The sequence below is a fragment of the Alcaligenes sp. AB3 genome, from assembly GCF_031844565.1.
GTDB lineage: Bacteria > Pseudomonadota > Gammaproteobacteria > Burkholderiales > Burkholderiaceae_B > Alcaligenes > Alcaligenes faecalis.
The window spans coordinates 253,349-267,028 of sequence record NZ_JAUZVM010000004.1; the positions used below are offsets into that span (position 1 = coordinate 253,349).

The 13,680-nt window shown below is 57.2% G+C and carries 12 protein-coding genes; all 12 read right to left on the reverse strand.

What is annotated here, in order from left to right; all coding sequences use genetic code 11:
- Window positions 1-4: 4 nt before the first annotated feature.
- The 12 genes from Q9R35_RS11000 to Q9R35_RS11055 all read right to left on the reverse strand — a co-directional run bounded on the left by Q9R35_RS11000 (window position 5) and on the right by Q9R35_RS11055 (window position 13,598).
- Window positions 5-385 (reverse strand): PIN domain-containing protein, encoded by a 381-nt coding sequence (locus Q9R35_RS11000; protein WP_157664317.1) that lies wholly within the window; start codon window positions 383-385, stop codon window positions 5-7.
- 5 nt (window positions 386-390) lie between these two features.
- Entirely contained in the window at window positions 391-702 is a 312-nt protein-coding gene (locus tag Q9R35_RS11005; RefSeq protein WP_042485857.1) for an antitoxin, read from the reverse strand.
- Between the two features lie 117 nt (window positions 703-819).
- A complete protein-coding gene (gene pgi, locus Q9R35_RS11010) occupies window positions 820-2,391 on the reverse strand; it encodes a glucose-6-phosphate isomerase (protein WP_311219846.1) in 1,572 nt (523 codons plus the stop codon).
- An 89-nt stretch (window positions 2,392-2,480) separates the two neighbouring features.
- The gene (locus Q9R35_RS11015) at window positions 2,481-3,488 is read right to left on the reverse strand and encodes an FAD:protein FMN transferase (protein WP_063691823.1); all 1,008 of its coding nucleotides are present in this window, start codon (window positions 3,486-3,488) and stop codon (window positions 2,481-2,483) included.
- Window positions 3,489-3,520: 32 nt separating this feature from the next.
- A complete protein-coding gene (locus tag Q9R35_RS11020) occupies window positions 3,521-4,036 on the reverse strand; it encodes a nitrous oxide reductase accessory protein NosL (RefSeq protein ID WP_086061209.1) in 516 nt (171 codons plus the stop codon).
- Complete coding sequence (locus tag Q9R35_RS11025) at window positions 4,033-4,863, reverse strand: ABC transporter permease (RefSeq protein ID WP_042485871.1); 831 nt, start codon at window positions 4,861-4,863, stop codon at window positions 4,033-4,035. Before Q9R35_RS11025 ends, Q9R35_RS11020 begins: the two co-directional genes overlap by 4 nt.
- Before the next feature lie 3 nt (window positions 4,864-4,866).
- The gene (locus Q9R35_RS11030) at window positions 4,867-5,778 is read right to left on the reverse strand and encodes an ABC transporter ATP-binding protein (RefSeq protein WP_311219847.1); all 912 of its coding nucleotides are present in this window, start codon (window positions 5,776-5,778) and stop codon (window positions 4,867-4,869) included.
- Window positions 5,762-7,102 (reverse strand): nitrous oxide reductase family maturation protein NosD, encoded by a 1,341-nt coding sequence (locus Q9R35_RS11035; RefSeq protein ID WP_226348264.1) that lies wholly within the window; start codon window positions 7,100-7,102, stop codon window positions 5,762-5,764. Before Q9R35_RS11035 ends, Q9R35_RS11030 begins: the two co-directional genes overlap by 17 nt.
- Before the next feature lie 7 nt (window positions 7,103-7,109).
- Window positions 7,110-9,014, reverse strand: a complete 1,905-nt coding sequence (nosZ, locus tag Q9R35_RS11040) for a TAT-dependent nitrous-oxide reductase (RefSeq protein WP_042485877.1) — start codon at window positions 9,012-9,014, stop codon at window positions 7,110-7,112.
- A gap of 62 nt (window positions 9,015-9,076) precedes the next feature.
- The gene (locus Q9R35_RS11045) at window positions 9,077-11,338 is read right to left on the reverse strand and encodes a 4Fe-4S binding protein (protein ID WP_311219848.1); all 2,262 of its coding nucleotides are present in this window, start codon (window positions 11,336-11,338) and stop codon (window positions 9,077-9,079) included.
- A gap of 171 nt (window positions 11,339-11,509) precedes the next feature.
- A complete protein-coding gene (gene mnmH / locus Q9R35_RS11050) occupies window positions 11,510-12,604 on the reverse strand; it encodes a tRNA 2-selenouridine(34) synthase MnmH (RefSeq protein ID WP_311219849.1) in 1,095 nt (364 codons plus the stop codon).
- Entirely contained in the window at window positions 12,594-13,598 is a 1,005-nt protein-coding gene (locus Q9R35_RS11055; RefSeq protein ID WP_042485889.1) for a LysR substrate-binding domain-containing protein, read from the reverse strand. The genes mnmH and Q9R35_RS11055 overlap by 11 nt, the downstream gene beginning before the upstream one ends.
- Between the last annotated feature and the right edge of the window lie 82 nt (window positions 13,599-13,680).

The window sequence follows — 13,680 nt, forward strand, 5'->3', positions numbered from 1 at the left end:
AGTTTTAGTACCAATCGACAGCCTTGTCTGCCAGGGCGTTATGCATTCCCGCATCGCTGGATACCAAGATGGCTCCTATTGAATGGGCATGGGCTGCAATCAGCATGTCCATATACGAAAGTGAGCGACCTTTGGCTTCTATTCCTACACGGAAAGCTGGATAAACATCAGAAACGGAGTCATCCCAATCCAGCACAGTCATCGTGCTTAGCAGGGCTTCTGTTGTTGCCTGCAAGGTAGGTCTGGACTTCTTGGCAAACCCATACATTAGTTCAGCAAGCACAATATTAGAGACAAAAATATTGCTGGGACTGTGCCCCAGCATGGTTTCTCTTACCTTGCCCCTGTTCATGGCAGCGTTCGAAACTGCATTGGTATCCAGCATGTAGATCATTCTTCCCACCCTGCGAAGTGATCTTTTTCGGGAGCCGGCTCTTTGTCTCTGTTCAGATCTTCCAGGAAGCCTTCGAATTCAGCAGGGTCAGTATTAGCGGCAACATTAAGGAAGTGATCCCAGCCTCTTGGTTTTGAGGACAGAATGACATCGCCAGACTCTTGATCTCGTCGTATGAAGACTCTTTTCCCCTCGAAGCGAAAACCTTCTGGTAAACGCACAGCCTGACTATTTCCGCTCATGAATACGCTTGTTGTCTTGCTGGTAGGGTGAGCTTTCTTGGCGGGTAATTTTATGTTTGTACGCATAGTTACCTCCATAGTCTGTATATACGAATAGTATACACGCAAAGGCTGGCGAGAAAAATGGAACCGTATGACGTTGATATAACAAGAAATTAGTTGGATGAAGCTCAGAGGATGACTTTAGTTCTTGAAAGCCCCTATCCAATGCCGAGTAGACGCATCATGCTCGGCAGACATTTCTTTTTCTCCCGACAGCTCCTGCAAAATCCCGTTCGCCAATACTTTCCCGTACTCCACACCCCATTGGTCAAAGGGGTTGATTCCCCAGATCAAGGCCTGCACAAAAATCTTGTGCTCATACAAGGCCAGCAGGGCGCCTAGCGAGAAGGGATTCAGGCGTGGCAATACGATCAGCGTGTTGGGGCGTCCGCCCGAGTGCACGCGGTGGTGGGCCAGCTCGGCAGCTTGCTCACCCAGACCTTGCTTTTCGCATTCGGCCAGGGCTTGCTCGTAGGTTTTGCCGCGCATCAGGGCTTCTCGTTGGGCCAGGCAGTTGGCCAGCAGCAGGTTATGGTGCTCGGCCTGATTGTGATCCGCCTGCTGGCACACAATAAAGTCTACTGGAGCGCCATCGCTGCCTTGGTGCAGCCATTGGTAGAAGGTGTGTTGTGCGTCTGTTCCAGCCAGTCCCCAGACGGCTGCGCCTGTGGCTAAGCCGACGGGTTCGCCGCTGGTGGTGACGGATTTGCCCAGGGACTCCATATCCAGTTGTTGAATGTAGGGCACCAGATTGCCTAGTCGGAAGTCGTAGGGCGAGATATTCAATGAGCCATAGCCCAGTACACTGCGGTTGACCACACCGGCCAATGCCATTTGTACGGGCACGTTGGTGGCGATGGGAGCTTCCTGAAAGTGCTGGTCCATGGCGGCAGCGCCCGATAGCATGCCAGCGACAACATCACTGCTGACGGCCAGGGCAGTGGTCAAGCTGACGGCAGACCATAGTGAAAAACGTCCACCGACCCAATCCCAGAACTGGAATATCTGTTTTTGTGGGACGCCCCAGCTGGAGGCGGTGTCAGGACGGGCCGTGACAGCAACGATTTGCTCGTAAGGGTTGGCAACGCCCGCGGCTTGCAGCCATTCCAGGGCGCGCTGGCCGTTCTTGAGGGTTTCGGTCGTGGTGAAGGATTTGGAGGCGATCACAATCAAGGTGTCGTGAGGGTCCATCCCCGATAAGGCATGTTCCAGCGCGTGGCCGTCGATATTGGCCAGGAAACGCACGTTGCGCCAGCTGTGGCGATAGCCAAAGGCTGCCAGGGACAGGCGCACGCCCCAGTCACTGCCACCAATACCGATATGAATGATGTTGCGCCAGCGGCGTTCGGAGTCGGCTACGCGTACGAATTCGTTCATGCGCTCGCGTTCTTTGGCGACTTCCGCCGTGGGGGCGGGCGCACGCAGGGCGCTGTGCCAGGCAGCGCGATGCTCGGTACGGTTGACGATACCGCCGCTCAGCAGTTGTTGGCGTGCCGTGTCGAAATGGCGGGCCGCCAAGAGGGCTGCCCCGGCTTCCTGTAATTCCGGCGAGTGCCGCTGCCCGCTCAAGTCCACTTGCAAACCTGCTGCCTTCAGGCAATGCAGTTCTAGCGCGTAGCGGTCGGACTGGCGTGCTGCCTCGCAAAACCCGGTCCATTCTGGCAGACCGGGCAAAGGGGCAGCAGAGGGAAGGGTTTGGATATCGAGGGGCATGGGGATTTGGCCTGCAGTAGACGAAACCGCCATTGTACGAGGCTTTATCGGGCTTGAGCGTCTGCCGGTAAGCGGGTTTGTCTTGGTGTTTACGAGTGCATGGGCACGAGCTGATCCCCATCGTAGGGCAATATCCATGCCCGCAAACCAGGATCGCTGGCCAGAACCCGCGTAATCTCTTGTGGTGACATCCAGGAAAAAGCGGTGGACAGGGCGTCGGCAATCGTGGCATTCCCAGCCACGACAGAGACACTGCGATACAAAGGTCGGGCCTGACCATTGGCGGGGTTGAACAGATGAGTCACAGAGCCATCGCGGTTAAGCGCCGTGCCTGACCCCGATGAGGTGCTGACTGCCTGATTGTGTACGTCCAGACTTAACAGGCTTGCGGGTTCTGCTTGATCGCCTGCCAGACCGACGCGCCAGGGACGATTGCCCGGAGCCATGCCCAGGCCGCGTATCTCGCCCATATCGACCAGAGCGTGCTCCAGACCTGCCTGTTTCAGCTGCTCGGTGATGCGATCGGTAATGTAGCCTTGGGCAATTCCGTTCAGCGTCAGAGCCATGCCAGGACGTTGTAGTTGAACAGTGTCGCCTTGAATGTGGATGGCTTGGTGGCCAACCTGCTGCAGCGTTTGCTTGATCTCGGCTGCAGTGGGAATGGAAGTCGTGTCGCTGCGTTGAACGGCCTGACTATACAGTTCCCAAAGCACCTGCACGGTTGGATCAAAGGCCCCGTTCGTTAATTCACTCAGGCGCTGTGACTCCAGCAGCAAGCGCGTCAGATCACCGGGGGCTTGCTTCAGATAGCCGTCGCGGTTCAGACGTCGCAAGGCGCTGTCTTCCTGATACAGGCTGAATATTCGCTCCAGTCGTCGCACTTCGGACAAGGCCTGATCGATCAAGGTCTGTGCAAAAACCGGGTCGGGGTGGTGGATATGCAGTTGTGCGTCCGCACCCAAAGCCACACCTTGCCAGGAGCTGAGCGGGGTAGGGACCGCTTGCATCGCTTTGACTGCCCAAGGCACGCAAGTCAGTGCGCTGGTCGCGGCCACGATACCGATAAAACGACGACGGGAAACAGGAGTAGAAGTCATGGCAAATACCTGGGATCAGGAAGATAAGCGTTTCAAGGCAGTGCGACTGCACCGAAGATGTAGTTCTCCGGCATGTCGGCAAAGCGAACCAATTGGCCGCCATGTTGTTGCTGGAAGTCCTTGGCGGCCTGCTCCTGGCTAAAGGGCAGGGCATCGATGGTGCCCATGCCGCCGGTATAGCGGCTGTAGATCAGATACCAGGCATCTTGTGCCGGTATCCAGGCTTGTTCGGGGAACTGACCGTCCTGATCGCGCTGGGCCATGTCTTGGACATAAGTAGCGGCGATGGCTTTGGATTCTTCAGGCAGCATGGTGTAGGCAAAGACCTCGCGTATGGTGGTGAACCAGAGCGGCGCTTCGCGTTCGCGCAGAAGAATCTGCCCTTTGGGTCCTTGGTGCTCGAACAGGTACATGCCGCAGTAGTGGCCCACGGCGGTTTGGGGGATCTGGACGACTGGCGGCGGTGGGGCCTGTATAGGCTCAGGCTGGCCACAAGCGGCCAGTATCAGTCCCAGGCACAGCAACAGAAAAGTGCGCAGTTTTTTCATAATGCTTTTCTTTTGAATACCAGGCTTGCCAGACCAAAAGGCACAGCGATCCATAGCAGCAGAACGCCCATCAGCACGCTGGCGGGCAGGCGAGCCTGTTCACTTAAACCGGCCATGCCGGCAAACATGGCGACATTCTCATAGCCGGTCAGATTCAGCAGGCGGTACACGTCGGTAGGGTTGAACAGCAGAATGATGTTCAGCCAGGACGCGGTGATCATGGCGCCTTGATCGGCAACCAGAATGCCTAGCAGAGCCATGTCATAAATCACCACGAAGAACAGCCAGATACCGATGGCCAGACCTGCCGCCGTTGCCCGCTCTCTGACCAGGGTGCTGATGAAATAGCCCATGGACAGGAAACTGGCGCCGAGCAGAACGCTGGCCCCCATCATGGCCAGAAAGGGTGTCCAGACGCTGAAGTCCAGGCCGCCATGCGCCACTTGCAAGGTGATGCCTGCCAGGCCATAGCCCACCACCGTGGACAGGCTCAGGATCAGGGCATGGCCCAGGAATTTACCGACCAGAACCTGCCAGCGATGGACGGGGTAGCTCAGCAGCAAGGACATGGTGCCGCGCTCGATCTCGCCCACAATGGCGTCGTAGGACAGCAGCATGGCGATCAGCGGGATCAGGAAAATAGACAGGCTGGACAGGCTGACAACCGTAACTGTCAACGGATCTACCTTGACGCTGCCCGTGGGGGCGCTGCCCAGAAAGCCCAGAGACAAAGCCAGTGCGGCCAGCAAGAGGGTGACCGCCAGTACCCAACGATTGCGCAGTCCGTCGCGCACTTCCTTTTGGATGATGATCAGGACAGGGTTCATGGCTTAGTAATCCTCGCGCTTCAAAAAGTGCGCATACAACTCGTCCAGACCGGGGGATTCCAGCTCCAGGTCGGTCAATCCGGGGATGGCGTGCGCTTCGCGCAGAATCTGGATTTTTTCGGCTTCGGTGCAATGACGCTCCAGACGATTGGCACCGATGACATTCCAATGCGGTGGAACAGAATCGGGGATCTGCTCCACGGTCAGGCGAATACGTACCGGCAAGCCAGCGTGTTGGCGCAGTTCGGACAAGGTGCCATCGGCAATCTTGCGTCCTTGTTGCATCACGATGATGCGGTCTGCCAGACGTTCCATCTCTGCCAGAGCGTGGGTGCTGAGTAGAATGGTGGCCCCGGCATCGCGCAGTTCTTGCACGATCTCGTAGAACAGCAGACGGGAGGCCGGGTCCAGTCCGGTTGTGGGTTCATCCAGCAAAAGCACACGAGGTTTGCCTAGCAGGGTTTGGGCCAGTGCCAGCCGTTGGCGCATGCCTTTGGAGTACGTGCCTACGCGTTTGTGAGCCGCTTGGGCAATGCCGACACGTGCCAGTAAAGCCTGGTTGTCACTGGTCGGCAGCCCTTTGAGGCGGGCGTAAAACGCCAGTGTTTCGGTGCCAGTCAAGGCAGGGTGCAAGGCGACAGTTTCAGGCAGGTAGCCGATATGGGCTCGCAGCCGGGCAGCTTGGGATGAACCCGCATCGTGGTCCAGCAAGGTGACCTTGCCTTCATCGGCACGGATCAGGCCCAGAATCAGTTTGATGACAGTACTTTTGCCTGCGCCATTGTGGCCAGCCAGCACCGTGCATTGGCCGGGGTAAAGCTCGAAGTTCACCGCGTTGGCGGCACGCTGCTGGCCATACAGCTTGCTGACATTGGCCAGCGCGACGGGGGCCGTACAGTTATTGGATGGAGTCATGATTGGCCTTGTAGCGCTCCCAGACGGGATTGTCGGGCGCACGCATCAGCGGTGCGCTATCGATGATGCCGCCGGGCAAAATGGCAGGAAATTGGGTTTGCGCCCAGCGCACAATGGAAACGGCGGGGCTGTTCAAGAGCACGCGGGCCGAAGGGGCTCGCCACACCAGTTGTTCAATCAGGCCATTGGGGCGATAAGCGGTGTCACCGATGCCGTCACCGTTCAGGTCAAAGGCGCTGTGATCGCTCCAGTAATTGCCCCGGTCCTTGCTGGACCACTCCAGGTAGCGGGTGCCCACATACTTCACCTGATTCTGGTTCTGGATGAAGGCGTTTTCCGTGATCTCATTGCCTTCGGAACCGGCGGTGTAGTGCACCCCGATCTGGGTGTTCTGAATCAGGTTGCCGGAGATCTTGTTGAAGTTGGCGTTGTAGAGAAAAACGCCTTTCTCGGCCCCGTCCACGATATTGTCGGTAATGGTCGATTGCTGGGCGGCGTTGAGCATCAAGCCTTGATGTGTGCTGTTGATGCTGATGTTTTCACGTACCGTCAGGAACTGCGAAAACATCAGGGCATAAGCAATGTCATTGCCTATGGAGACATTGCTGCTGACCTCGCTGTTATTGGTGTACATGTAGTGCACCGCATAGCGTAGCTGGGTAAAGCGGTTGTGGCTGAACACATTGTCGCGACTGGTATTGGAAAAAATCCCGTCGCGACCCCAGGAAATATCGTTGTACAAGATGCGTGAGCCGGGGGAGTTCCAGACGGTCACGCCATTGCCACGCTCATTCAGACGCAGCTCTTTATTGCCCACGATAGTGTTGTGCTGCACCAGCGCGTTGTGGGGCCCCCAGACATATACCCCCACCAGATTGTCGAGGATGTCGTTGTTTTCGATCAGGGCGTTATGGGCGGGCTTGTCCAGGAAGATGCCCGCATCCATATCCGGCAGGCTCAAGCCGGAATTGCGCACGGTGATCTGACGTATCTGCACATCTTCCGCCTGGACCCACACCGTGCGACCTTCACGTTCGCCCATCAACACGGCTTGCCGGTTGCTGGGGCCTTGAAGCGTCAAAGGTTTGTTCACGATGATATTGCCCTGATACGTGCCGGGAGCCAGCATCAGGATGTCGCCGGCTTGGGCGGCATCGATAACGGCTTGCAGCGCGGTATCGGCAGGCACCTCAATGGTGGCCGCTTGAGCAGCCAGACCACTGGCCGCAAGGGCCAGGATCGTAAGCGGCTTGAAGGCCAGCCTCAGCACCAGGGTTGGGCTGAGGCATCGTGCACGGGCGGGGAGCAGGCGGAAAGGCTTCATGTCACCGTCAGGCTTTGGGTTTCACATTCATCTGACCGGACATTTCCATGTGCAAGGCGTGGCAGAACCACTGGCAGTAGTACCAATGCACACCGGGGCGAGAGGCCGTGAAGGTGACCGAGCTGGTTTGCTGCGGTCCAATTTCCATGGCCACGCCATAGCCAGACAGGGTGAAGCCGTGGGTCAAGTCTTCGATCATTTCCATATTGGTGACTACGACGGTGACTTCATCGCCCTGATTGACCTCAAAGCTGGGCACGGAGAACACGGGTGCCACGGCAGTCATGTAGACCCGAACCTTGTTGCCATCCCGGATGACTTTGGAAGCACCTTCCAGGGTGACGCCATCTTTCTCGGCCATTTTCCGAGCGCCGTCCCACCATGGGTCGTCGCGAGTCCAGACGCGCTTGGGTCGTACTTTTTCGGCGGCGACCAGCAGCATGTCGTGCGGTTCGGCAAAACTCGGGCCATCGTGGACCAGCTTCATCACATCGCCTGAAATGTCGATCAACTGATCGTTCTCGGGTTTGAGCGGGCCTACGTTCAGGAAGCGGTCTTTGGAGAACTTGTTCAGCGACACCAGCCATTTGCCATCGGCCTCTTTGGTCTCGCCCATGGTGGTGTGGTTGTGGCCGGGCTGGTAGTGCACGTCCAGTTTCTGGATGATGGGGTCTACGTCCTTGCCCTGATACGCCTCGATGGCCTTGGCAATGTTCCACTTCACGATCTGGCTGTCGATAAACAGCGTGGTGTAGGCATTACCGCGGCCGTCATAGGCCGTGTGCAGTGGGCCTAGGCCCAGTTGAGGTTCTGCCACTACGCAGTCGCGTGGTTTGATCTTGTCGGCAAACAAGTCATCCAGGCGGCGCACGTCGATCATGGTGACGGTGGGCGAGAGCTTGCCGTTAAAGACCACGTGGATGCCATCGGGGGAGGCATTGCAACCGTGGGGGGAGTTGGGTACGGGGATGTAGCGGGTGTAGCGCGAGCCTTTGCGGCCATCCAGCACTTTGACGCCCTGCATTTCTTTGAAGTCGCCTTTCTTGACGCCGTCTTCAATGGCTTTCAGGTTGAACACCACGGCCCAGTCCTGCTCGTTGGCGCTCATCTCGCCTACATCTATTCCCTTTTCGGAGTTGTAGCAGGTGGAGAACGCGTACTTGCCCTGGTAGTCGGCGTCGCAATTGTCCAGGTTGCCGTCCACGATCACCTGCCAGGCGATTTCCATGGTGTCGCCATCAATGGCGGTAAACACCGAGAAGTAGTTTTCCTTGGGGTTGCCAAAGATTGTGCCGTTATTGGGCAGGGGGACAATGTGCTCGCCGTTGCAGAACACATAGCCGGTGCGTGGGTAGCGTTGGGGTCGCAGGCCGTGGATACCGTCGGCATTGGGAATCTCAATGATCTTGTCGCACTTCATGACATCGCAGCGCACGCGAGCCACGCGGTTGTTGGCCTTGTCATTGATGTAGATGAAGCGCCCGTCATAGGTCCCGTCGGTAAAGGACATATGGGGGTGGTGAGCATCGCCGTTGGGCAGGATGCCGCCCAGGGAGTCTGCAAACGCCAGGGTTTCAGGCGTCAGATTGGCGCGCATGATCTGGCGGCTTTCGTTGGTAATCCCCCAGCCGGTGGCACTGCAAATATTGAAGATCGGGATGCGCATCAGTTCGCGCATGGAGGGCAGACCCATGATGCGGATCTCGCCGGACTGACCACCGGAGTTAAAGGCGTAGTACTGGTCCAGCTCGCCCGGCTCAATATGGGCGCTTTGCCCGTTCGGCGCCTTTTTGGTATCGGCCAAGGCATTGCCAATGTGGGTGGCGCTGACCACAGCAGCGCCGGATAAGGCGGCAGTGCCCAAAAAGGCGCGGCGGCTCAAACCCTGTTTATCCTGCTTGTTCTCGGACATGGTGTGATTTTCCTTGTGTGTGATGACGTGACCGACTTGGCGCTGGGGCGCGCCCAGGCGTCTCACGGCGTGGCGGGGGTGGAATCGGTACTGTCTACGCTGCGCGGACGCACGGTAGGGCGGGCGGCAGCATCGTCTTGCAGCGAGCTGGCAACGGCGACGGGGGCCGGTTTATCTCGCTTGCGTTTGGCGATCTTTTGAATCAGGTGCGGGCATTTTTTCTCGTGGTGATACAGCATCTGGCAATTCAGACACTGGATACATTCGTTGGGGTTGATGGGGCCTTCGGGCTCGATGGCTTGTACGGGACAGTCGGTCGCACAGCGCTGACAGGGGTTGCCACACATGGGGTAGCGACGCAGCCAGTCAAAAATGCGCAGGCGGGCGGGGATGGCCAGGGCAGCGCCCAGGGCACAGAGATAGCGGCAGTAAAAACGCTCGATGAACAGGCTGGCAATCAGCAGCAGTACGGCAAAGATCGTGAAGGGCCAGTCGCGGATGAATTTCAGGATGATGGCGGTCTTGAAGGGTTCGACTTCGGCCATCTTTTCGGCCACGGCCATGTCGTACAGGGCAAAGCCAAACAGCAGAATGAAGATCACGTACTTGATGGCCACCAGCCGTTTATGGGCGCTGTAGGCCACCTTGATCTGGGGAATACGCAGGAAGCGGGCCAGCTTGTTGGCCAGCTCTTGCAGCGCTCCGAAAGGACAGAGCCAGCCACAGAAGGCGCCCCGGTTCCAGAAAATCAGGGAAATGGCGGTCGCGATCCACAGAATGAAGACCAGTGGATCCATCAGGAAGTATTCCCAGCGGAAATCGGTGCGCAGGGCGTGGGAGAAAGTCAGTACATTCACCACGGACAATTGGGCCGAGGCGTACCAGCCAATCCAGACCAGGGAGAACAGCAGAAAGCCGATGCGAAAGCGTCGGTAGAACACCTCGTGTTTTGTCAGCGTGTCCTGGAAGAAGAAGACTCCGCCCAAGGTCAGCAAAGACACCAGCAGCACGGCAATTTGTACTTTCTTGCCGGCCCAGATTTGCTTGTACAAGGGTTGGCTGGCGGTTTCCAGGTCATCGTGCTCTGCGGCTTCGGGGGCCGCTGCAGCGGTTGCTGGAGGAGGCGCCGTCAAATAGGAGTCAGGAAGCTGGTAATTCAGGTTCAGCGTGACAAAGGCTTTGTCTTTGACGCTAAGGACGCGCTGCACCAGCAGTTGCAGTCGCCAGGGCAGAACGGGGTCAAAGGTGGCGGTAGCAGGGATCTTGAACAGGGCGGCTTCTTTGAAATCCGGAGCGCCTGCGGCTTTCACGCCGGGCAGACGTTGGTGATCCAGGTCGGTGAAGTGAAAGCTGTCCAGGTCCTGGATGATTTCGATGCGGTCAAAAATCCCGCCTCGCACATAGCCCGATCCCTTGAAGGAATACAGCCCATTGCCCACGACCAGCATGGCCTGCTGGCCGGGTTTCAGTTCTTGTTGCAGGTAGTTGTAATCGGCCTCGCCTAACAGGCTTTGTCCAATGCTGGGCACGCTGACCAGGGCGGCGTACAGGTCGATAAACGTGTCTTGTGGATCGCCTTCCTGAGGATGGGCGGCGGCCTCTGTACGGCCATTATCAATAAAGGCCTGGTTGATGTCGGCCACGCTGACATGCAGGCGTTGGATGGCACCGCTTTGGAGCAGTTCGTCCCAGCTGGAAATGGTGTGGTTGCTGGTATCGATGCTGCGCTTGACGGCGACGGGTGCCGTGGCGGGGGCGGCAGGCTGGCCTATGCCTTCTTGCCGGGCCACCAACTGAGAAGAGCGCATGATGCTGTCGCCCACGACCATCAAGGTCACGGTGGCACCGCTGATGATATCTACGGGTGGCGGTGCGCCGGGTTTGGGGCGGTTCTTGATGTAGTTCTGGCCGATATAGCCTTGAATAAAGGCTTCGACGCGCGACTCCGGAATACCGATCAAGACAATGGGTTCATGGTGTTCCAGCAGCTTGGCGGCGACGATGCTGCCATCCATGCTCATGGCAACCAGAGTGTCGATGGGGAAACTGGAATAGCCGCGGGTGTTGACGATGTCGGTCGTCACATACACATACCCTAGCTGCTCCTGATCTTTAAATACCTTGGCGACAGGCAGCGAGCCTGCGGGCTCGCTGGTGTGGGTGGCGGTGGGAAAGATCTCGTTGAGGGCAATGTCCGGGAGGAAGTGGGCAATGCGCGACGTGGAGTGTGCGGAAGTGCTGCTTAAACAGGCTGCCAGCAGGAAAAGCAGGAGCCAGATAGTACGTAACTGGACATGCCGGGCCAAGCGATTGAGGGACGTCATTTCTTACCACCTGCAACAAGATTCTTGCGAGATTGTAGGGGTTACCCTTTGTTTGCTCTTTGTGTCAGATCAAGGACAGACTCTGACAAGAGTGGGCGCGGGGTCGCTTCAGTCTGTCATTGGTCTGTGATAAATGATGGCAGGCCTTGCGGGCCGGGCTTTAGAGGAGGCTCAGCCGTGGCGGCGCAAATAATTCAGGACCGCGTCGGCATCACCCTGAAAAATGACCCGATCTTTTTTTTGCTCGCGCTGATAGCTGTACATGGGGTCGTAGTATTGCGTCAGCAGGCCCCCAATCCAGTCGCGGTGGCCGTCCAGTGCGCCACTACACTCTTGTTCCTGCAAGGCGGCGTCCATGATGGCTGATAGTTGCTGATAGCGTTGATGACCCAGCCGTTTGGTGATGCGGGCTAGGCTTTGACGCAGTTGCTCGGCAAACAGCGCAAAGCCGGTTTGCGGGTCGTGCTGCTGTGTAAACTCCGCGTGCAGATTCTGAACGTAGTCGCGCACGATGCGCGTAATGCGGTTTTCCAGACTGTCTTCCAGCCAGATAATGGGCCACTGCTGCATGCCACGATACAGGCTCAGTGGCAGGCTGCAACGACCAATGGTCTGGCTTTCATCTTCCAGCACAAAGCCTTGATGCCCTTGTGCGGTTTTCTTGAGCATGGAGATGGACAGGCGGTGTTCAAAGTCGATCTGGCTAGGCTGGCCAGTGGCATGTTTGCCAAAGCTGGAACCGCGATGGTGGGCATAGCCCTCCAGATCCAGACTGTGATCAAGTTGCTGCAGCACATCAGTTTTGCCTGTACCTGTCATGCCCCCCAGAATCTGAAAGCGGGCACTGCTGATGGTTTGTTCCAGATTGTGCAGCAAAAAGCCACGCATGGCCTTGTAGCCGCCCACCACGCGTGGGTAGCGAATGCCCGCCTCTTCGCGTAGCCAGGTTTGTGTGATCTGGCTGCGCAGACCACCTCGGAAGCAATACAAATAGCCGTCGGGGTGCGCTTGCGTGAATTGCACCCAGGCTTGCAGCCGCTCTTTCTTGATCTGACCGCTGACCAGTTTATTGCCCAGCGCAATCGCGACGTCCTGACCATGCTGCTTGTAGCAGATACCCACTTGATGACGCTCTTCATCGTTCATCAATGGCAGGTTCAACGCGCCGGGAAAGGCACCTTTGTTGAACTCGATGGGAGCGCGAGCGTCCATCAAAGGCACGTCGTTCAGGAACAGCTCGCGGTAGTGGTGGGTGTCAGGGCGCATCGGTTGACTTCAGATTACTGGGTGGGTCGGTCTGCTCTTGAACTGCCGTATTGCGCAGGGTTTGAATCAAAGCCTGCACGCCACCACGAGGTATGCCATTTTTCAAGGTAACAATCGTCAGTGCTCCGAACAGTTGGCCTAGCTCAAACGACAGAATGCGTAGCAGTCCCTGCTTCTCCAGGCTTAGTGCAGTGGTGCGCGGCAAGATGGCCAAGCATTGCATTTCCTGAAGCAAGACCTGATTAAAAGATAATGATACTGAGTCGATGACGCGCTCAGGTGTTTGTTGGATATTTTTGATAAACAGGCTATCAAATACATGTCGGATGGGAGTGGTCCTTGGGGGCAATATCCATTGCTCAGCCACAAGTTCATGCGCCTGGACTTGAGACCGTTTTGCAAAAGGGTGGTGACAGTTGGCCACGACGACAAACGGTTCGGTGCTGAGAATCTCCACATTCAGCTCGTGGTGCGTTGATCCCGTGTTCAAACGTCCTACCAGCAAGTCCAGCTTGCCCGCCCTGAGGGCGTCCGCCAGCATGTGAGACTCACCCTCCTGAATGGAGATGTGCAGGCCTGGGTGCTGGCTGAGCAGGCGCGCGACGCTGCGCGGCAATATCTGGCTGGCAGAAGATTGCACTGCCCCCACCTTGATGCTACCTGTCAGCCCGCCCTCCCGTTGTTGTAATTCGTGCTGTGCGGCCTGCAGATCGTTAATCATGCGTCGTGCATAGCGAATCATCAGTTCGCCTTCTGGATTGGGCCGCAGGCCATGTTTGCCACGTTTGAATAAAGGCATGCCCAGCAAGCTCTCAATGTGCTTGAGCATCCGGCTGGCTGCTGGCTGGGTCATATATGTGTGTTCCGCGGCCAGACGCAAGTTTTGCAACTCTCCGATGGCATCAAGGAGCACGAGATGGCGAAGCTTGAAACGAGCAACCTGCTGCCAGCGTTGACGCGCTTGTTGCAAGGTGGGATCGAGATCTTCAGACATATCAATATTGGTATGGATTGGGGCCGGAATGTAAATAGTCAGGCAAGTCGTCCAATTCTAGACTGATCGTGCGTATTTCAAT

Coding starts and splice junctions, on each gene's coding strand:
- Q9R35_RS11035 (WP_226348264.1), bottom strand. CDS start 7,102: ATGAAGCCTTTCCGCCTGCTCCCCGCCCGTGCACGATGCCTCAGCCCA.
- nosZ (WP_042485877.1), bottom strand. CDS start 9,014: ATGTCCGAGAACAAGCAGGATAAACAGGGTTTGAGCCGCCGCGCCTTT.
- Q9R35_RS11015 (WP_063691823.1), bottom strand. CDS start 3,488: ATGACTTCTACTCCTGTTTCCCGTCGTCGTTTTATCGGTATCGTGGCC.
- Q9R35_RS11055 (WP_042485889.1), bottom strand. CDS start 13,598: ATGTCTGAAGATCTCGATCCCACCTTGCAACAAGCGCGTCAACGCTGG.
- mnmH (WP_311219849.1), bottom strand. CDS start 12,604: ATGCGCCCTGACACCCACCACTACCGCGAGCTGTTCCTGAACGACGTG.
- pgi (WP_311219846.1), bottom strand. CDS start 2,391: ATGCCCCTCGATATCCAAACCCTTCCCTCTGCTGCCCCTTTGCCCGGT.
- Q9R35_RS11020 (WP_086061209.1), bottom strand. CDS start 4,036: ATGAAAAAACTGCGCACTTTTCTGTTGCTGTGCCTGGGACTGATACTG.
- Q9R35_RS11025 (WP_042485871.1), bottom strand. CDS start 4,863: ATGAACCCTGTCCTGATCATCATCCAAAAGGAAGTGCGCGACGGACTG.
- Q9R35_RS11045 (WP_311219848.1), bottom strand. CDS start 11,338: ATGACGTCCCTCAATCGCTTGGCCCGGCATGTCCAGTTACGTACTATC.
- Q9R35_RS11005 (WP_042485857.1), bottom strand. CDS start 702: ATGCGTACAAACATAAAATTACCCGCCAAGAAAGCTCACCCTACCAGC.
- Q9R35_RS11030 (WP_311219847.1), bottom strand. CDS start 5,778: ATGACTCCATCCAATAACTGTACGGCCCCCGTCGCGCTGGCCAATGTC.
- Q9R35_RS11000 (WP_157664317.1), bottom strand. CDS start 385: ATGCTGGATACCAATGCAGTTTCGAACGCTGCCATGAACAGGGGCAAG.